A 20,228-nucleotide genomic window follows, 5' to 3' on the forward strand; every position below is an offset into this window, starting at 1 on the left:
CCGACAAGCGGGGTTTTTTGCACAAGCTGTCATTATCGCAATGCAATAATTACAGCCACTATAACAATTATTTGGCTGCCCCAGCCTGAGCAGCAGCAACTTCATCAGCAAAGCTGACTTCTTTCTTCTCAATGCCTTCGCCAACTTCAAAACGCTTGAACTCAGTAACAGTCAAGCCAGCAGCTTTCAGTACGTCACCAACTTTCTTTTCATTGTCGATTACATAAGCCTGACGTAACAATGTTACTTCGTTCAGGTATTTATCCAGGCTACCCTGAACCATTTTTTCAACAATATTGGCAGGTTTGCCAGACTCAATTGCTTTAGCTTCAGCAATTTCTTTTTCCTTAGCCAGAATTTCAGCAGGAACGTCTTCAGCATTAACTGCAGCTGGGTTAAACGCAGCAACGTGCATGGCAACGCCTTTACCAGTTTCTTCATCGCCACCAGTGTAAGCAACCACAACACCAATTTTCAGACCGTGTCTGTAAGTTGCAAGTTTTTCACCTTCAACGATATAGCCACGACGTACCTGAATGTTTTCACCGATTTTTTGAACCAGTTCAACACGTGCTTCTTCAACGGTCAGGCTGTCATCAAATTTCAGGTTAGCAATTTCAGCAGCGTCAGTTGCATTGTTTGCAAGGGCAACTTCAGCAACGCGGTTAGCATACTTTGTGAAATTTTCATCTTTAGCAACAAAGTCAGTCTGGCTGTTGACTTCAAGCAATAAAGCGCGATTACCGTCCTGAGCAATAATGATTGCGCCGTCAGCAGCAATATTACCTGCTTTTTTGGCCGCTTTAGCCTGACCAGATTTACGCAGGTTATCAATGGCTACTTCAATATCACCACCTGCTTCAGTCAATGCTTTTTTGCATTCCATCATGCCAAGGCCAGTACGGTCACGTAATTCTTTTACCATGCTTGCGCTAATTGCAGTCATGCTTGTCTCCTAAACTGTCATTTAAATCAAGAAATTAATTGCAAATAAAAACGGCCCATTGGGTTTACCGCCTGGGCCGTTACATCGGTTTACTGGTAGATGGTGACGTTAAAGCATGTCAAAGCCATGAAAAACTGCCAATAGAACCGATGTATCCAACATTAAGCGTCGGTAGCAGCAGTTTCTTCGCTAGCTTGTTCAGCTGGCTCGGCAGCTTTTGCGCCACCCTGAGTCTGCGCATATTCTTTACCCGCCAGAATTGCGTTTGCCATAGAGCTGGCATACAGGGTAACTGCACGGATCGCATCGTCATTACCAGGAATGATGTAATCAACGCCATCCGGGTTAGAGTTGGTATCAACAATACCAATTACCGGAATACCCAGGTTTTTGGCTTCTTTGATGGCAATCGCTTCGTGGTCAACGTCAATGATGAACAGTGCATCTGGCAAACCGCCCATGTTTTTAACACCACCCAGTGAACGCTCCAGCTTTTCCATTTCGCGGGTGCGTTCCAGCGCTTCACGCTTGGTCAGCTTGGCGAAAGTACCGTCCTGAGACTGAACTTCCAGATCTTTCAGGCGATTGATGGACTGACGCAGGGTTTTCCAGTTAGTCAGCATACCGCCCAACCAGCGATGGTCAACATAAGGCTGGCCAGCACGTTGTGCTTGTTCACGAATGATGTTGCTGGCAGCGCGCTTGGTACCAACAAACAGTACCTTGTTCTTTTTGCTGGCCAGATTGTTCACAAAATTTAGCGCATCGTTTAACGCAGGAACAGTGTGCTCCAGGTTAATGATATGAATCTTGTTGCGGGCACCAAAAATGTAAGGACCCATTTTTGGGTTCCAGAAACGGGTTTGGTGACCAAAGTGTGCGCCTGCCTGTAACAGGTCACGCATGCTTACGTTATATTCTGCCATGATATTTACCTTAAATATGGGTTAGGCCTCCATATGTCCTCATTGTCCACTTTCCAGTTGATTAAAAACAGAAAAGCACCCAGAGCAATGTGTCGACATATGTGTGGGATTGACCGTCTAAACATAATTTTTGGATAAATAACTGTGCTAAAAATTATTACCCAAAAGCATTTGCTAAAACGGGGCGCTATTTATACCATATATAGGTCATTTTTGCCAAAAAAAATTAAGCCCATGAATAGTTTTAGCTCACCAAATCGGCATTTGATCAAATCACCTGACGCCATTGAAAAAATGCGGGTTGCAGGTCGTTTGGCCGCCGAGGTGCTGACCATGATTACGCCTTTTGTCAAAGCTGGTGTAAGCACACTTGAGCTAGACAAAATTTGCCATGATTATATTGTTAATGTGCAAAATGCCATTCCTGCCTGTCTGGGCTATGGTGGTGGTCATGGCCGCAAACCGTTTCCTGCGGTAATTTGTACATCAGTAAATCATGTGGTGTGTCATGGCATTCCATCGGAAACCAAAATCCTGAAAAACGGTGATATTGTCAATATTGATGTTACCGTAATTAAGGACGGTTATCATGGTGACACCAGCAAGATGTTTATTATTGGTGAAGGCTCAATCCTAGCCAATCGTATTTGTGCAGTTGCACAAGAAGCCATGTATAAAGGCATGGAAACCGTTAAAGCGGGTTCCTATGTGGGTGATATTGGCGCTGCCATCCAGAAATATGTGGAATCCGAGCGCTTTAGTGTCGTTCGGGAATATTGCGGTCATGGCATTGGCACCACTTTCCATGATGATCCGCAAATCCTGCATTACGGTAAGGCAGGCACTGGTATGCGTCTGGAAGCTGGCATGACCTTTACCATTGAACCCATGGTTAATGCTGGCGTTTGGCAAACTCGCCTGTTGGGTGACAACTGGACAGTCGTAACCAAAGATCACAAGCTGTCAGCGCAATGGGAACATACGATTTTGGTCACTGAAACCGGTATTGAAGTGCTGACCGCCCGTCCGGAAGAAGATTTATCCCGCTTTCAGGCATAATACTGTCCGCATTTAGTTGCTTTATTTCATTTTAAAAAAACCGCTCATGATGAGCGGTTTTTTATATAAATTGATAATTATCAGGAAGAAAAGGCAATTATTCCATCCAGCCCGGCAATTCCATCACTGGCGTATTTTTCTGCTGCGGACGTTCGGCTATCGTGACTTTAACACTGATATTTTCCTTGCCGCGCTTCACCAGCATAGTAATCACTGTATTAGGTTTTTGCTGGGCCACCCATTTGATTAACTGGGTTGCACTTTGCATGGGCTGATTATTCACAGACAAAATAATATCGCCTTTTTTCAGTCCACCCTGATCTGCTGGACCTTTTGCCAGTACGCCCATCACCTGCACCCCGGTATCTGGTGCTGTGGTACTTGGAAACTCAGAAGGGTCTACCCCTTTAACTTCAATTCCCAGCCAGCCACGGGTAACCTTGCCATCTGCAAGGATAGATTGCCATACCTGCTGGGCCAGCTTAGCCGGAATGGCAAAGCCAATACCCAGCGACCCCCCTGTTCTGGAAAAAATTGCGGTGTTAATGCCTACTAGGTTACCTGCCACATCGATAAGCGCACCGCCTGAGTTGCCGGGATTAATAGCAGCATCGGTCTGAATGAAATCTTCGTAAGTATTAATACCAAGACCAGAACGTCCGGTAGCGGAAATAATTCCCTGGGTGACAGTCTGACCCACCCCGAATGGATTACCGATTGCCAGCACAACATCACCTACTTCACTGGGAGAATTTTTAAATGGTAATACTGGCAAATTGCTGAGCTCAATTTTAATTACAGCCAGATCAGTATCCGGATCTGTGCCAATTACTTTTGCAGTTGCACGGCGGCCATCCTGTAACGCCACCACAATTTGTTCTGCCTGCGCCACCACATGATTATTGGTTAAAATATAGCCATCCTTACTGACAATGACACCTGAACCAAGACTGGTTTCATCATCACTGCTTTCCTGAGGAAACTGGCGCTCAAAAAACTTGCGTAATACCGGATCTTCGATTTGTGGATGGGCAATTACTTTTTGGGTGGTAAAGATATTCACTACCGCTGGCGCAGCGACTTTCACTGCTCGATTATAGGAAACCACCCCGCCCTGCGGTGCTGTAGACAACAGTGGCTTTTGCTTTTCGGCAGGCAGGTTTGGCATAACAGGCTCTATGGGCCTATTTTGCTGGTGCCAGATAAAAAAACCGACGACAAAAATAAATAATAAAATCCAAGGTAACCAAATCATGGTGCGACGCACGTGTATACCCCTTTTTATCTGCTACTTTATTGCAAATGGATTTTTACTTCAAAGTTTCCATTCCCATAATCACTTCACCCACCTAAAAATTTAAAGGCCAGGCAATAAACCATACACCGGGTTTGGCAATTATTGTAAAGTGTTTAACTATAAATTAATCAGCTAAATAGAGTAATGTTGTTATGGTTGAGTTAAATCAATTATTGGCATGGTGTAATAAAACCCTAAATGTGAAGGCATTTAAAGATTATTGTCCCAATGGCCTGCAAATTGAAGGCAGCCATAGCGTCTATAAAATAATTACAGCAGTGACCGCCTCGCAAGAAGCTATTGATGCTGCGGTTGCAGCAAAAGCCAATGCACTCATGGTTCATCATGGTTATTTCTGGAAAGGTGAACCTGAACCACTAACTGGCATCAAAGGTCAGCGGATCAAGAAACTTATGCAACACGATATTTCCCTGATTGCCTATCACCTGCCGCTGGATGCTCATGTGAGTTTGGGAAATAATGCAGCTCTGGCGGATTTGCTGGGTATTACCATCACGGGGCCACTTGATCCCACTGAAAACCAGCCTATTGGTAATGTAGGGGAACTCACAGCACCCATGTCAGCTGATGAGTTCAGCACACACCTCACCAATTGCTTGCAGCGTATGCCGTTACATATTGCTGGCGCATCAGCCACGATTCAAAAGGTAGGGTTTTGTACGGGTGCAGCACAGGACTTTTTATATAAAGCCGCTGCCCTTGACTGTGATGCTTATATTTCTGGCGAAGTGAGTGAGCGCACCTATCATGAAGCAAAAGAATTGGGTATCCATTATTTTGCCTGTGGACATCATGCAACCGAGCGCGGTGGCATTCAACGCTTGGGGCAAGCTGTCGCACAGCAGTTTAATCTGGACGTTACCTTTATGGATTTTAATAATCCAGTTTAAATTTCCTGATGACGTTATTTTTTGAATAATGAATTATTTTTTGGGCAAAAAATACATTTTACCTGGCTACAGTCTTGCTATCTGCAACGGGTTACGGCATGGTAATGCAGTTCTTTTTCACAGCAAAAATCTGATTGATTTTTAAACAATTTTGGAGAAATACATGGCAGTTCTCGTTGGAAAACCAGCACCAGATTTTAATGTGGCCGCTGTACTGGGCAATGGCGAAATTGTCGATTCCTATTGCTTTAGCGACGCCAGCAAAGGCAAATATGCGCTGGTATTTTTCTGGCCCCTGGACTTTACCTTTGTTTGTCCATCTGAAATTATTGCGCTTGATAACAAGATTGAAGAATTTAAGGCTCGCAATGTTGAAGTGGTAGGTGTATCGATTGACTCCCAGTTTACCCATAATGCATGGCGTAATACCCCGGTGAACGCGGGTGGCATTGGTCCGGTTAAATTTACCATGGCTGCCGACACCAGACAGGATATTGTACGCGCCTACGATGTACAGTCTGCGGGTGGCGTTGCATTCCGTGGTGCATTTATTATTGATAAAGAAGGCATTGTACGTTCACAAATTATCAATGACCTGCCACTGGGCCGTAATATTGATGAAATTATCCGTATTGTTGATGCACTGCAATTTACCGAACAGCATGGCGAAGTGTGTCCAGCCAACTGGCAAAAAGGCGATAAAGGCATGACAGCAACGCCTGCTGGTGTGGCTTCTTATCTGTCTGAACATGCCACTGCGCTATAAGCACTGAATGATTAGTATCTAATTTTTAATACTAAACTACAAAACTTTAATGCTTTTGTACCACGCATACAGCATGGCATACTTGAAACCGACAGTTTTACGAAAACATGCTGTTTTTAAAATCAATTTCCCAGCGAACGCAAGGAAAACACCATGACACAAATTTCTTTACCCGATTTACCTTATGCTCATGACGCACTTGAGCCGCATATCAGCAAAGAAACACTGGAATATCACCACGACAAGCATCATCAGGCTTATGTCACCAACCTGAACAACCTGATCAAGGGCACTGACCTTGAAGATAAAGAGTTGGATGAGATTATCCGTGCAACAGCCGGTGATGCTGCTGATCCAAGCAAAGCGGGTATTTTCAATAATGCAGCCCAGGTATGGAACCATACTTTTTACTGGAACTGCATGACACCTAATGGTGGTGGTCAACCTACTGGCCCGGTTAGCGATAAAATCAATGCTGCATTTGGTAGCTATGAAAAATTCGTTGAAGAATTTACCAAAGCTGCAACGACCCAGTTTGGTTCTGGCTGGGCATGGCTGGTTGCTGATCAGGTCAATGGCGACTTATCCATTATGAAAACTGCCAATGGCGACAACCCAATGGCGCATGGCAAAACTGCTATTCTGACCATTGACGTGTGGGAGCATGCTTACTATATCGATTTCCGTAATGCACGTCCTAAATACATTAGCACCTTTATTGATCACCTGATCAACTGGGACTACGTCAATGCCAAACTGGCTGGCCAGCCTGCTGGTGTTGAAAAGTAAGCTCAAAAGCAACAGGTTTTTATCTACAAAAAAACAGGTCTTTTGGCCTGTTTTTTTATACCCGCTTTTTACTTTATTCTTATTAATTCATTTACCTGTAATAACGTTATTTACCGAATCCTGCTATAACCAACTTGTAGGCTATCTTTATAATCTGGCTCATTCATCTATCAATTGATTGCCAATACACTTGCCTATGCCAAAAAAAGCTTTCCTTCCTTGTACTATTACGCTCTTTAAATTCATGCAACGCCATACTTTAACTTCCATGCTGCTGGCCAGTAGTGTGTTGCTTAGCGGCTGTAGTCATATGGCTACGCCCCCCTCGCCTGTCAACATCACAAAAATTGCAGATGCGCGTGAATATGAATTACAAAAGGCAGGTCTGGCGTTAAGGCAAAAACTGGGTAAAAACCAGCCGATGGTAGCACTGGTTCTCGGCAGTGGTGGCGCACGCGGCTATGCCCATATCGGTGTAATCCGTATTCTGGAAACCTATGGCATTAAACCGCAACTGATTGTAGGCACTAGCGCAGGAAGTATTGTTGGGGCCTTATATGCCAGCGGTAAAAATGCAGCCCAGATGGACAAAATTGCCAGTAGCCTAAAAAGCTCCGATGTGCGCGATATTACCCTAAGCCGCCAAGGATTTTTTAACAGTGAAAAAGTGGCTGATTTTGTTAACAGGCAAGTCAACAATCGCTCGCTGGAACAACTGGATATTCCACTGTTTGTGGTAGCAACCGAACTGCAAACGGGGACACGCGCTGTATTTAATTATGGAAATACCGGACAGGCAGTCAGTGCTTCAGTGTCTATTCCCAGCATGTTTGTGCCTGCTTCAATCAGCAAGAAACAATATGTTGATGGCGGTCTGGTTAGCCCTGTTCCTGTAGAAGTGGCTAAAAGTCTGGGAGCCGATGTCATTATTGCGGTAAATATTCTGGCACAACCGGAAAATACCCCTACGACCAATATCTGGGGTTTGTTTAACCAGAATATTAACGTGATGCAAAACCGGCTGGCGTCGTATGAACTCAAAGACGCTGATATCGTAATCCAGCCCAATATCAAGGAAAAACAGCATATTTTTTCCCTTGATTCGCGAATGCAAAATATTGTGGCTGGTGAGGAAGCAACGCTATTTCAGATGGACAAGATTAAATATGCCCTTGAAACAGCGCGGCAAAAGCTGGCACAGCAAAGTACGCCTGTCATCCAGACTTTACCTTAACAGGTACAAACATGGGTCTTGTTGAATAAACGGTTTGCTACACCGTCATTTCACTGGCTATGTACCTTGAGTGAATTAAAATTACCCACGATTTGATTTTATAAGCAATACCTATGTCCAGAGCACCCTATATTACCGCTGAAGGCTATAAAACCCTTTCTGATGAACTGAGCTACTTGCTGCGTGTACGGCGGCCAGAACTAACCCGGGCTGTCAGTGAAGCTGCCGCACTGGGCGACCGTTCAGAAAATGCAGAATATATCTATGGCAAAAAATTGTTGCGTGAAACTGACCGACGCATCCGGTTTTTACAAAAAAGACTACCTGATTTAAAAGTGATTGATCGTTTACCGGATCAGCCGGAGCGGATTTTTTTCGGCGCTTTCGTGGAACTTGAAAATGATGAAGGAGAAATTTTAAAAATCCGTATTGTAGGGTCAGATGAATTTTTACCTGAAAAACACTGGATTAGTATTGAATCCCCTTTGGCACGCGCCTTACTGGGCAAGCAAGTCGACGATGAAGTTTTTGTGCAACTACCTCACAATCAGCGAGCAAATTACATAGTAACGCACGTTTCATACAAAATTTGACAAATGCATTATAAAAGTCTAGTATTCTCAGCTCAGAAATTAATCACCTGAATTGTTAATTTGTAACAATCAGTAAATAAATAACCTTAACCCTAAGGTTAACCCAAGTTTTGTCGTCTGGAATGACGTCATGCGATGCCGTACCTCAGCCATTAGTTAGTGCAACCTGTTCATCCCTTTGCTCAGGTGCATTGTCTAGCGTAAGATGGAGACACCCATGCGCCATAGCTCCGGCGGTTTGAGTTTGAAGCCTGCTTTTGCATTTTTTCAGTCAAACCGATTTTCTTCCACGTTTCGTATTGCTTTACTTTCAACCGTATTTCTTCCCTTACATAGTTTTAGTAGTAGTCCTGTCACCCAGTATGACAAAGTTGTGGGCAAGAAAACCCTGACTGTCGTTGGTGTTGAAGGCAGTAGCACCTTTTTTAAGGAAGACCAGTTCCTGCACGGTTTTGGCTATGACCTGGCACGTGCCTATGCCAATGACCTGAATGTCAACTTTAAGTTTAAGACTGCATCCAGTAGCGCGGCTGCGCTGGACATGGTTAAAAAAGGTCAGGCCGATTTTGCCCTGACCACTGCCCAGCCAGACTTAATTGAGAAAAAATCCCTGATTGCACTGGATATTAGTTGTGGTGACCAGAAAACTTTAAGCCAGTATGGCTTGAGTACCAATTTAAGCTGGTCATTCAAGGACGCAACTGACCCTATTGCTGCCACAGCCAATGGCTTTATTTGCAGCAATAAGCAACAAGGTACTCTGTCGAAATTGGCAGCGTTTTATGACCGTAATGTGATGAATAAAACCGCACAACAGGTTTTTTATCGTGACATCCGTACACGCTTGCCAGTATATAAAGCCAGTTTCCAGAAAACGGCTAAAAAACATCAGCTGGACTGGCATTTGTTGGCAGCCATTGGCTATCAGGAATCTTATCTGAATCCAGCCTCAGTATCGCCAACCGGGGTGACTGGACTAATGATGCTCACTCAGGATACCGCCAAGGAAATGGGTGTAGTAGATCGCCGTGACCCGACGCAAAGTATTCAGGGCGGTGCACAATATTTCCGCATGATGCTGACCCAGTATAATCATATTGCCAAGCCGGATCAGGTCTGGTTTGCTCTGGCAGCCTACAATATGGGCCCTGGTGCACTGGATAAAGTCCGTGCTACGGTTAAACGCAAAGGCAACAATCCCAATAGCTGGGTGGATGTATATCAATATTTATCCAGTAATTCACGGGCTAATCCACGTTACAAACAGTGTATTACCTATGTGACCCGTATTCGGGCATATCTGGAAAATATCAAGCAGAATCAGCAACTGGCTCATATCTAGTTGAGAGATAACGCTGGAATATGCTTCAAAATAAAAAAGCCCTGTTGATCATGCAGGGCTTTTTTTTACTTTGTGCGTTTATCGTTTATATACTATAAGCAGGCTTTTGCATGATGATTAAATGCAAGCTCTCTCGGTATATAACCACGTTTTGATCTACGGGATAAGGCTTGATTTGCCCAGTGTGCTGATAACCGCGTCGTTCATAATAGGCAATCAGTTCCTGACGGGTATGTACCACAGACCTTTCAAACCATTCAGGCTGATACAGCTCACGGCCCTGTTGTTCGGCATAGTCTAGCAACAATCTGCCGATTTGCTGCGCCTGATAATCAGGATCAACAGTCAGCAGGCCAATCTGCACAATTGGTGATGTATTGCTTAACAGCACACAACCCACAATTTGCTGATTATGGTTTTCAGTTGGTAAAGCAGTTGCAACCAGCAAATGATTAACTGGATCTTGCAGCAAATCCTGAAGTTGCTCTAAATGAATTCGCTGCTGAGTTATCCAGCCAGATTCATGCGTCCAGCCTTCCTGACCCGGCTCAGGCCGGTAAGCCCGGTTGATCAGTGCCACCAGTGCAGTAGCATCCTGCATAGTGGCTGGCCGAAAATTTAGCGTGATCATGGTTTAAGCTAAATACTTGCTATGAATCACGACAAAACCTAGCCGTGTTTTTTGGCAAATTCCTGCATAAATGCCACCAGTGCTTGTACACCTTCTAGTGGAACCGCATTATAAATGCTGGCGCGCATTCCACCCACCGAACGATGGCCTGCCAAATTTAATAGCCCAACACCTTCAGCTTCTTTTAAAAAGATTTTTTCCAGATTAGTGTCTTTTAAGGTAAAGGGCACATTCATAATGGAACGATTCTGAAGGGCAATCGGATTGGCATAAAAATCGCTTTGGTCAATATAATCATAAAGCAATCTGGCTTTTTGCAGATTAACCTGCTGAATGGCTGCAACACCGCCCTGCTCCAATAGCCACTCAAATACCAACCCTGATAAATACCAGGCAAAGGTGGCAGGCGTATTTACCATCGAATCGTTTTTGGCTTGGTCGCTATATTTTAAGATGCTTGGAATATCAGAACGGGCTTGATCCAGCAGGTCTTCCCGCACAATCACAATGGTTAAGCCAGCCGGACCAATATTTTTTTGTGCACCCGCATAAATAATGCCGAACTTGCTCACATCTAGGGGTGCAGACAAAATGCTGGATGAAAAATCAGCTACCAGTGGCGCATTGCTCTCTGGAATAAAATCAAACTGCAAACCACCAATGGTTTCGTTGTCCACATAATGCAAATAAGCCGCGTTGTCACTAAGCTGCCATTCACTCTGGGGTGCAATGGCAAACTTACCATCAATGGTGCGACCCGCTTCAATCACATTAATGTCGCCGTAACGCTGGGCTTCTTTTAAGGCTTTTTCAGACCAGATACCCGTATGCACATAATCAGCCCGTGCATTTTTACCCAGCAAATTCAACGGAATCGCCGAAAATTGCAGGCTAGCGCCGCCCTGTAAAAATAATACTTTGTAGTTGTCAGGAATATTCAGCAATGTGCGCAAGTCTGTTTCGGCCTTGTGTGCCACGGCAACATAATCACTGCTGCGATGACTCATTTCCATAATGGATAAGCCACGACCATGCCAGTCAGCCAGTTCTTGCTGGGCACGTTCAAGTACAGGAGTGGGTAAAGCCGCTGGGCCGGCGCAAAAATTATACGCGCGCATGGATATTCCTTATAAAAACAAGAAAAAAAGAAGCACTATTTAAGCATAAAACCTCTTGTGTAAGTAGCCATGTTTTTTTAAAACTGGCCTTACACGCTATGATTTAAGGAGAAAAATACATGCCAATCTGGTTACAGGCTGGACTATGGGGCTGGCTGGCTGGTTTTGCACTATTGATTGGCGCAGCAATTGGTTATTTTTTTAAAGTTCCATCCCGTCTGATTGCTGCCATTATGGCCTTCGGTAGCGGGGTTTTGATTTCTGCCCTGTCATTTGAATTGATGGATGAAGCCTATAAACAGGGTGGCTTTAATGCCACCGCGCTGGGGTTTGTAGTGGGTGCCGGGATCTACACAGTGGCCAACTGGTTGCTGGCCAAATATGGCGCCAAGCATCGTAAGCGCTCGGGTGATCAGCAGGCTAAAGAAGCGCAATCTACGACAGAATCCAATGGTGGAGCAGCCATTGCTGTGGGTGCCTTACTGGATGGAATTCCTGAATCCATTGTCATTGGTTTATCCATGCTGGGAGGCAGCAAGGTAAGTCTGGTGGCTGTGGCGGCAATTTTTTTGTCCAATATCCCAGAAGGCATGTCCAGTGCAGCAGGCATGAAAAAAGCCGGGCGCTCCAAGCTGTATATTTTTGGAATCTGGGGTGGGATTATGTTGATTAGCGGGATCGCGGCCATTAGCGGTTATAGCGTGTTTAATGCATTTTCAGTTGAGGTGATTGCAGCCACCACGGCTATTGCGGCTGGCGCGATTTTGGCCATGATTGCCGACACCATGATTCCAGAAGCCTTTGAAACCGCGCATGACTGGACCGGTTTGATCACCGTATTAGGCTTTTTAACCGCCTTTATGCTCACCAAACTGGGTGGTTAAGTCATTATTATAAAATTAAAGTCATAAAAAAAGGACGTCCCAAAGCCGGACGTCCTTTTTTTATTTTAGCCTGATCTAGTCAGCAGAGTCAGTATCCTGCTCATCAGCTTCTATCTGATCTTGCCCAGTGATTAATTCTGCTTCACTATAAGCAGCAGGCTCACCAGTAGTCATACTATCGGCAGTAGAATCATCAGCGCTTACATCATCAGCGGCAATATCTTCCACATCGTCGATGTCATCCAGCGACACAACGCCTACGAGCACTTCATCCTCATCCACACGAATCAGGCGCACACCCTGGGCATTACGCCCTGTGGTTGCAATTTCTGAAGCACGGGTACGCACCAGTGTACCGCCGTTGGAAATGAGTAGCAGTTCATGATGTTCATCAATGGCTACCGCACCTACCAGCTCGCCATTTCGCTCGCTGGTCTTAATGGCAATGACGCCCTTACCACCACGCTTTTTGGTTGGGTAATCACCCACTGGGGTACGCTTACCATAGCCATTGGCACAAGCCGTCAGTACTTCGCCATTTTCCGGCACAACAACCAATGAAACAATGCGGGCACCCGTGCTATCACAGCTTCCCTCATTGTCTTCCTGCTCATCGCTATCAGGTAACTGATCCTGTTCCAGCTCCTGATCCACTTCCTGAACACCGCCAATACGCATGCCACGCACACCCTTGGCGGTACGGCCCATAACTCGCGCATCCGTTTCTGAGAAACGAATAGCCTTGCCCTCATTGGAGAACAGCATGATTTGCTGCTCGCCATCGGTAATGGCAACCCCGATCAACGTGTCATCACCGTTAAGTTCAATGGCACGTAAGCCGTTTGAACGCACGTTACTAAACTGTTCCAGCTCAACCCGCTTCACCGTACCACATTGAGTGGCCATGAACACATAGTAGTTTTTAACAATGTTTTCTACCTGCGCTGCAAATTGGGTCAGCACTGGGGAATAGCTTGTTTCACCTTCGGCAGCTGGCGTACTTAACTGCTCATTCAACAGGGCATGCAAGGCTTTTAGCGGTTCTTTCAATGTTTCCGGTAAGTCATCAACACTGTCTTCACTCAAGCCTGAAAGTACTGCTTCAAGTTGTGGGAAATGATCAGCAATTAACGCTTCTGATTGCAGTAGCGTACTTTGTGCCTTAACAAAGGCTTTAAAATTGACAAAACGCTCTTTAAATTTCTTAGGGATATCAATAACCGACAAAATGGCAGTGATGGTTTCACTGGCTTCCAGTGGCAATAAATTGACCATTGGACGGCCACGCGAACCACGTGATGCCTGCGGTACTTCATAGACTTTCAGGCTATATACCTTACCGACATTGGTAAAGCACAGCACAGTTGCATGGTTTGAAGTCACCACCAGATGCTGGATAAAATCATCTTCTTTCATGCTAGTGGCAGATTTGCCACGGCCACCACGACGCTGTGCTGCATAGTCGGACAATGGCTGAGTCTTGGCATAGCCTGCTTTGGATACGGTCAGTACCACCTGCTCTTCAGGAATTAAGTCTTCACGTGAAAAATCAACACGGGATTCAATAATTTCGGTACGGCGACCATCGCCATATTGCTCCAGAATAGCGCGCAACTCACCACGGATTACATCCATCAGCAATTCAAAGCTATCCAGAATGGCTTGTAACTCAGCAATCTGCTGCAGAATTTCACTGTATTCGCCCAGCAACTTGTCTTGCTCAAGACCAGTCAAGCGATGCAGGCGCAATTCTAAAATGGCTGCAACCTGAGCAGGTGACAAACGATACTGCTGTTCAGTCAAACCAAACGGTTTAGTTAAATCTTCACCTTCAATTTCATCAGGACGGATAGATTGATGACCTGATTTTTCCAGCAAAGCCAGAACACCACCCGCCTGCCACATACCCGCCAGCAAGCGCTCCCGTGCTTCACCCGGATTGGCAGAGGTTTTGATGGTATCGATAATGTCGTCAATATTGGCCAGCGCAACTGCCAGGCCTTCTAAGATATGACCACGTTCACGTGCCTTACGCAGTTCAAACATGGTACGGCGGGTAACCACTTCCTGACGGTGACGGACAAATGCCGCAATCAGGTCTTTCAGGTTCATTAATTTAGGCTGGCCATTATCCAGACAAACCATGTTAATGCTAAAAGAACTTTGTAGGGGGGTATGCAGGAACAGGTTATTGACAATAATTTCTGCGTTTTCATTGCGCTTTAGATCAATGGCAATCCGCATGCCGTCCTTATCGGATTCATCACGCAGCTCGGAAATGCCTTCCAGCTTTTTCTCTTTTACCAGCTCGGCAATGCGCTCAATCACCCGCGCCTTATTGGCCTGATACGGAATTTCAGTAAAGACAATGGTCGTGCGTCCGGTTTTCTCATCTTCTTCAAAATGATACTTACCACGGATATGCAAACGCCCTTTACCAGTCCGGTAAGCATCCACAATGCCGGACTTACCGTAAATGATTCCGCCTGTAGGGAAATCAGGGCCGCTAATATGCTGCATCAGGCCTTCAATGGTGATATGGCTATCGTCCACATAGGCCAGACAGGCATTAATCACCTCGGTCAGGTTATGCGGTGCCATGTTGGTGGCCATACCCACTGCAATACCAGCAGCACCATTGACCAGCAAATTGGGAAACCGGGTGGGCATTACCTGAGGAATACGCTCGGAACCGTCGTAATTGTCTTCCCAGTCCACAGTATCTTTTTCAAGATCAGCCAGTAACTCATGCGCCAGCCGGGTCATGCGCACTTCGGTATAACGCATGGCTGCCGCGCTATCACCATCCACCGAGCCAAAGTTACCCTGACCATCTACCAGCAAATAACGCAAACTAAAGTCCTGCGCCATACGAACAATGGTATCGTAAACGGCTGTATCACCATGCGGGTGATATTTACCGATAACATCACCCACCACGCGCGCAGATTTTTTATAGGCTTTGTTGTAATCGTTTCCCAGCTCATGCATGGCAAATAAAACACGGCGATGAACGGGTTTTAAACCATCCCGCACATCTGGCAGTGCACGGGATACAATGACGCTCATGGCATAATCAAGATAAGAATGTTTGAGTTCATCCTCAATCGCAATCGGGAGAATTTCCGATACGCTCATGCCCACTCCTTTACTGGCTTTTCGCCTATTTAGAATTCAAATCAGTCGCCTACCGCTTTAATATACAAACTCAAAACAGTAAAAACGTTACAATAAAAAGTTAAAGGATTTTAACATAAATGCTGAATATAAGCTAAATTTTATTGCAGGTCTTTTTATTTTTAATTATTATATTTCAATAACTTATATTCTGCATTTTTTTAATACAAAAGTATGTCTTTCATTGCACTACCCATACTTTAACAGACCTCTTATATTATGAATAATACGCCCATTCAAGCCTAAGTTTAAAACAGAGAATATCCATGAGGTCTAAACCATCGGATTAAAAGAGTTAATATAAAAGCAATAAAACCTAGACCCAAAATTGTTAGCAAAAGAATTAATAAATTAATAAAATCTACTCCTGTGGGTAAATCATATACAGAATAATTCGCCAAACTTTGATCGGAACTAACCAATGCTTTCCATATTAAATATAAACCATAGAAGACTAGGCATCCCCATAATACTGCTAACCCTACAATCAATACCAATATTAATAAGCCATCCATAACAAAAGGAGGCGAAGGTTGAGCATTTGACATTAATATAAAAGGCGCAATAAAAAAACCAATAGTCCAAGCTATGCCAATGAGTAAGAGATTTATGCGAGCAAATAGAGGATCATTTAGTATTTTTTTATGCTTGAACACGTCACACCTTTTTAAACACTGCCCTTCTTACGTAAGTGGGGTTTCAATGATTTATATTTTAAGCAACCCCTTAAAAGCCAAAGTCTGTTGTTTAACTTTTGACTAATGCAAGTGGTCTATTTATTAATATACTTTTACCATAAAAAAACGCCCAAGGTAAACCCGGGGCGTTTTTAGTTCAGACCTAAATCTGAAAATTACAGCTTGCTAACCAGTTCTGGAATAACGGTGTTCAAGTCACCGACTAACCAGTAATCAGCAATGGCATTGATTGGCGCTTCTTCGTCCTTGTTGATGGCAACAATAACTTTAGAATCTTTCATACCAGCCAAATGCTGGATAGCACCAGAAATACCTACAGCCAAATACAGGCTTGGCGCAACGATTTTACCAGTTTGACCCACTTGCAGGTCGTTTGGTACGAAACCAGCGTCAACCGCAGCACGGGACGCACCCAGCGCAGCACCCAGCTTGTCAGCCAGAGGCTCAAGGATTTTGTAGTAGTTCTCACCAGAACCTACGCCACGGCCACCAGATACAACAATCTTGGCAGAGGTCAGTTCAGGACGGTCAGACTTGGCCAGTTCTTCGCCAACAAAGCTGGAAACGCCAGCATCTTCAACGGTGCCAACAGCTTCAACAGCAGCAGAACCACCCTCGGCAGCAGCAGCATCAAAGCCAGTACCACGTACAGTGATTACCTTGATGGCTTCTTCAGATTTAACAGTGGCAATAGCATTACCAGCATAGATTGGGCGCTTGAAAGTATCAGGGCTATCTACGGCAATAATTTCAGAAACCATGCTCACGTCCAGCAGCGCAGCAACACGTGGCAGAACGTTTTTGCCAGTGGTAGTTGCAGGTGCCAGAATGTGACTATAGTTTTTGCCAAGGTCAGCAATCAGTTTGGCAACGTTTTCAGCCAGCTGGTGACCATAGGCAGCGTTGTCAGCCAGCAATACCTTGCTTACACCAGCAATCTTGGCAGCAGCATCGGCAGCAGCCTGTGCATTTTGACCAGCAACCAATACATGAATGTCACCGCCAATCTTTTGCGCAGCAGTCACCGTATTTAAAGTTGCAGATAGAATAGAATTGTTGTCGTGTTCGGCGTAAACCAGAATACTCATCGTTTGAATTCCTTACCGAAAATTAAATTACTTTAGCTTCGTTTCTGAGCTTTTCAACCAGCTCATCAACAGATTTAACCTGAACACCGGCTTTACGGTCAGCAGGCGCTTCAACCAAAATGGTTTTTAGCTTGGTGCCGGTTGCTACGCCATAGTCGCTAGGAGATTTGGTATCCAGCGGCTTTTTACGCGCTTTCATGATGTTCGGCAGTGCAGCGTAACGTGGCTCGTTCAAGCGCAGGTCGGTGGTGATGATTGCTGGCAGGGCCAATTCAACAGTTTGCAAACCGCCGTCAACTTCACGGGTAACCTGTACCTTGCCGCCTTCAACTTTAACTTCAGAGGCAAATGTACCCTGACCAGCACCCATCAGTGCAGCCAGCATCTGGCCTACCTGATTGCTGTCGTCATCAATGGCTTGTTTACCCAGCAGGATAACTTCCGGCTTTTCCTGATCAACGATACCTTTCAGGATTTTGGCAACTTCCAGAGCACCAACTTCATCATCAGTCTGAACCAGAATACCGCGGTCAGCACCCAGTGCCAGTGCTGAGCGAATTTGTTCTTGAGCAGCTTGTGGGCCTACAGAAACCACCACAATCTCAGTAACCGCACCCTTTTCTTTTAAACGTACTGCTTCTTCAACAGCAATTTCACAAAATGGGTTAATAGACATTTTGACGTTGGTTAAATCAACACCAGTCTTGTCCGCTTTTACGCGAACTTTGACGTTGGCATCGACAACGCGTTTAACAGCAACAAGAGCCTTCATGGAATCCTCGGCTTTTTAGCTAATCAATGAAACGGAAGTGTCAAAACACCCCGATGTGGAAATGGTGCGTTATCTTGCTATGTGAGCGTAAACAGGTCAAGTCAGAAAACCCAATAGACTAAAAAAAACCAGCAATTAACAGCGCTTTTTGCACAAAATGACACAAAACCCGTGTCCCTGATGGCTTTAGGTCTTTAGTTAATCTGAGCAGTTGAATTTATACAAATTGCAGCAGAAGTTTATTGACAATATCAATTGTCTAATTTAGTTTACATTCAATACTGCATTACTGCCCTCATTCTACCTATAAAACGAGGAATGCCATCATGACCAGTAGCAATGTTCCTGCCAATACACGCGGCACCTCAAGCATTCAGGTGCGCCGCCAGTCTTTTGATTTTGCGGCCACTCCCAAATATTACTTTGATAATAATCCGCTACTTTCCTACCTGCTAACGGCGTTGTCACTCACCTTTCCGCATGGTGAGCGATTCTTTGTGCATAGCGTGCGCAATGTGCGTGACCAGATCAAAAATGACACACTGCAAAAGGATGTGTCTGCCTTTATTGGCCAGGAAGCCATGCATAGCCATGCGCATGAAGATTTCAACCGTTTTGTTGAGGGTCTGGGTCTTAATATTCAGCCTATTCTGGACAGCGAATATGAAAAAATTGAATATGCCAAAAGCAAGCTGAATCATAAGCAGCAATTGGCTGTTACCTGTGCACTGGAGCATTTTACGGCTATTATTGCGCAGTACCTGCTAGAGCATCCAGACTTTCACCGTCAGTTAAATCCACGGGTTGCCAAGCTATGGATGTGGCATGCGCTGGAAGAAACCGAACACAAGGCGGTGGCATTTGATGTGTATCAGGAAATTTTTGCAGATCAGGCCACCCGTAAGCGTATTATGCGGATTATCACCACAACATTCCTGTCCCGCATTAGCTATCTCACCTTTAAGCTATTGCTGAATGATCCGGTGGGCCGCAAGCAGTGGCGTCAGCACATTACTGCTTTTAAGCAGTTGAAAGATGTGTTCACCACGCTAGTGCCTGCTTATCTGGACTATTATCAGGACAACTTTCATCCTAATCAGCATGACAGTACACAAATTACTGCCCATTGGCGTAAACAGTTATTTGATCAGGAAATTAGTAAAGAAGTGGCAAGCGCTGCCATTCATTGAAACAGTTTTAATAGTCAAATAAATAGCCTGATTAAATTGATTGATCAGGCTTTTTATTTGGATCAGTTTATTTTTCTAGTTAGTCGCACCAAACTCCTGCGTCCAGTAGGTTTTATAGGTTGAATTCGGATTGCTGGCGCAGGCCATACCATACTCCTTAAAGCTGGCATTCATCATGTTGGCGCAATGTCCGGGACTATTAATCCAGCCTGTTATGACCTCATCAATACTGTTATATCCTGCTGCAATATTTTCACCAACCACCCGATAATTATAGCCTGCTGCACTGGCACGAGTGCCAATGGTGCTGCCATTTAAGCCTTCATGGGCAAAATAGTTGTTATTGGCCATATCAGTAGAATGGCCTTGCGCCGCATTGGCAAGGCGGGTATTCCAGGTCAGCGCGCCGACTGCCGGATAAAATGTGCTGCCACAGCTACGGCTCTGACTCCTGACTGCATTGATTTTGTCCACCAACTGCTGCACGGTTGTGCTGTTACCACATAGGGATAAAGCCGTACTGCCTGTTGTGGTGTCTGGCGCTGGTGCAGGGTCTGGATTATTGGGCGTTGGTGTATTGCTACTGTTCGAACCACTATTGCCTGAGCCTGAATCACCGCCACCACCGCAGCCTGCCAGCATCAATGCACCACAGAGTATTAGCGTTGCTGAGCTCAGATGTGTAAGAGCACTTTGGCCAGTAGACGGTTGAACTTGCGTTTCCATGGCAATTTTCATTATGAACTCCCTGTTGCTAGCGCAGTTATGCGATGATTTTTCCAGATCATTATTGAACAATTATTAATG

Annotated in this window: 18 protein-coding genes and 2 pseudogenes; 9 read left to right on the forward strand and 11 right to left on the reverse strand. The window is 45.0% G+C overall.

The genetic code is table 11. The features are described 5' to 3' along the window. Positions 1-67: 67 nt before the first annotated feature. Both tsf and rpsB read right to left on the reverse strand, forming a co-directional pair. A complete protein-coding gene (tsf, locus tag E2B99_RS05235; protein ID WP_134243908.1) occupies positions 68-946 on the reverse strand; it encodes a translation elongation factor Ts in 879 nt (292 codons plus the stop codon). Positions 947-1,107: 161 nt separating this feature from the next. Then, the gene (rpsB, locus tag E2B99_RS05240) at positions 1,108-1,872 is read right to left on the reverse strand and encodes a 30S ribosomal protein S2 (protein WP_026470773.1); all 765 of its coding nucleotides are present in this window, start codon (positions 1,870-1,872) and stop codon (positions 1,108-1,110) included. Positions 1,873-2,106: 234 nt separating this feature from the next. Here rpsB and map point away from each other — a divergent pair, with 234 nt between their 5' ends. Then, on the forward strand, positions 2,107-2,931 hold the full coding sequence (gene map / locus E2B99_RS05245) for a type I methionyl aminopeptidase (protein WP_026470774.1): 825 nt from the start codon (positions 2,107-2,109) through the stop codon (positions 2,929-2,931). 97 nt (positions 2,932-3,028) lie between these two features. On the opposite strand, the gene E2B99_RS05250 is transcribed toward map, so the two are convergent. Then, positions 3,029-4,198, reverse strand: a complete 1,170-nt coding sequence (locus E2B99_RS05250; protein ID WP_134243909.1) for a S1C family serine protease — start codon at positions 4,196-4,198, stop codon at positions 3,029-3,031. A gap of 182 nt (positions 4,199-4,380) precedes the next feature. On the opposite strand from E2B99_RS05250, the gene E2B99_RS05255 reads away from it, so the two are divergent. From E2B99_RS05255 to E2B99_RS05280, 6 genes are all read left to right on the forward strand, one after another. Continuing rightward, the gene (locus E2B99_RS05255; RefSeq protein WP_134243910.1) at positions 4,381-5,139 is read left to right on the forward strand and encodes a Nif3-like dinuclear metal center hexameric protein; all 759 of its coding nucleotides are present in this window, start codon (positions 4,381-4,383) and stop codon (positions 5,137-5,139) included. A gap of 163 nt (positions 5,140-5,302) precedes the next feature. Continuing rightward, positions 5,303-5,905: a peroxiredoxin gene (locus E2B99_RS05260; protein ID WP_134243911.1), complete on the forward strand. Its 603-nt coding sequence runs from the start codon at positions 5,303-5,305 to the stop codon at positions 5,903-5,905. Between the two features lie 153 nt (positions 5,906-6,058). Then, entirely contained in the window at positions 6,059-6,694 is a 636-nt protein-coding gene (locus tag E2B99_RS05265; protein ID WP_026470778.1) for a superoxide dismutase, read from the forward strand. Between the two features lie 244 nt (positions 6,695-6,938). Then, positions 6,939-7,928 carry a patatin-like phospholipase family protein gene (locus tag E2B99_RS05270; protein ID WP_134243912.1) on the forward strand — a complete coding sequence of 330 codons (990 nt, stop codon included), beginning with the start codon at positions 6,939-6,941 and terminating at the stop codon, positions 7,926-7,928. 113 nt (positions 7,929-8,041) lie between these two features. After that, positions 8,042-8,521: a transcription elongation factor GreB gene (greB, locus tag E2B99_RS05275; protein ID WP_134243913.1), complete on the forward strand. Its 480-nt coding sequence runs from the start codon at positions 8,042-8,044 to the stop codon at positions 8,519-8,521. A gap of 217 nt (positions 8,522-8,738) precedes the next feature. Beyond that, complete coding sequence (locus E2B99_RS05280) at positions 8,739-9,863, forward strand: transglycosylase SLT domain-containing protein (RefSeq protein WP_134243914.1); 1,125 nt, start codon at positions 8,739-8,741, stop codon at positions 9,861-9,863. 85 nt (positions 9,864-9,948) lie between these two features. On the opposite strand, the gene E2B99_RS05285 is transcribed toward E2B99_RS05280, so the two are convergent. Further along, complete coding sequence (locus tag E2B99_RS05285; RefSeq protein WP_134243915.1) at positions 9,949-10,494, reverse strand: GNAT family N-acetyltransferase; 546 nt, start codon at positions 10,492-10,494, stop codon at positions 9,949-9,951. 38 nt (positions 10,495-10,532) lie between these two features. Next, a complete protein-coding gene (gene serC / locus E2B99_RS05290; protein WP_134243916.1) occupies positions 10,533-11,612 on the reverse strand; it encodes a 3-phosphoserine/phosphohydroxythreonine transaminase in 1,080 nt (359 codons plus the stop codon). Between the two features lie 119 nt (positions 11,613-11,731). Here serC and E2B99_RS05295 point away from each other — a divergent pair, with 119 nt between their 5' ends. Next, positions 11,732-12,496, forward strand: coding sequence for a ZIP family metal transporter (locus E2B99_RS05295; RefSeq protein ID WP_134243917.1), 765 nt, complete (start codon positions 11,732-11,734; stop codon positions 12,494-12,496). A 75-nt stretch (positions 12,497-12,571) separates the two neighbouring features. On the opposite strand, the pseudogene E2B99_RS15075 reads toward E2B99_RS05295, so the two are convergent. From E2B99_RS15075 to E2B99_RS05315, 5 genes and pseudogenes are all read right to left on the reverse strand, one after another. Further along, positions 12,572-13,069 (reverse strand): annotated as a pseudogene (locus E2B99_RS15075) (DNA gyrase C-terminal beta-propeller domain-containing protein); the annotation flags it as partial. A gap of 92 nt (positions 13,070-13,161) precedes the next feature. Then, a pseudogene (gene gyrA / locus E2B99_RS05300) lies at positions 13,162-15,634 on the reverse strand (DNA gyrase subunit A); the annotation flags it as partial. Positions 15,635-15,921: 287 nt separating this feature from the next. Continuing rightward, positions 15,922-16,329: a hypothetical protein gene (locus E2B99_RS05305; protein WP_134243919.1), complete on the reverse strand. Its 408-nt coding sequence runs from the start codon at positions 16,327-16,329 to the stop codon at positions 15,922-15,924. A gap of 197 nt (positions 16,330-16,526) precedes the next feature. Continuing rightward, positions 16,527-17,459, reverse strand: coding sequence for an electron transfer flavoprotein subunit alpha/FixB family protein (locus E2B99_RS05310; RefSeq protein ID WP_134243920.1), 933 nt, complete (start codon positions 17,457-17,459; stop codon positions 16,527-16,529). 22 nt (positions 17,460-17,481) lie between these two features. Continuing rightward, the gene (locus E2B99_RS05315; protein ID WP_026470790.1) at positions 17,482-18,231 is read right to left on the reverse strand and encodes an electron transfer flavoprotein subunit beta/FixA family protein; all 750 of its coding nucleotides are present in this window, start codon (positions 18,229-18,231) and stop codon (positions 17,482-17,484) included. 326 nt (positions 18,232-18,557) lie between these two features. Here E2B99_RS05315 and E2B99_RS05320 point away from each other — a divergent pair, with 326 nt between their 5' ends. Then, positions 18,558-19,421, forward strand: coding sequence for a metal-dependent hydrolase (locus tag E2B99_RS05320; RefSeq protein WP_134243921.1), 864 nt, complete (start codon positions 18,558-18,560; stop codon positions 19,419-19,421). A gap of 75 nt (positions 19,422-19,496) precedes the next feature. Here the strand turns inward: E2B99_RS05320 and E2B99_RS05325 are convergent, their stop codons facing one another. Next, on the reverse strand, positions 19,497-20,159 hold the full coding sequence (locus E2B99_RS05325; protein ID WP_205669638.1) for a CAP domain-containing protein: 663 nt from the start codon (positions 20,157-20,159) through the stop codon (positions 19,497-19,499). Positions 20,160-20,228 lie beyond the last annotated feature (69 nt).

The organism is Alkanindiges illinoisensis (assembly GCF_004377485.1).
In the GTDB taxonomy this organism is placed as follows: Bacteria; Pseudomonadota; Gammaproteobacteria; order Pseudomonadales; family Moraxellaceae; genus Alkanindiges; species Alkanindiges illinoisensis_A.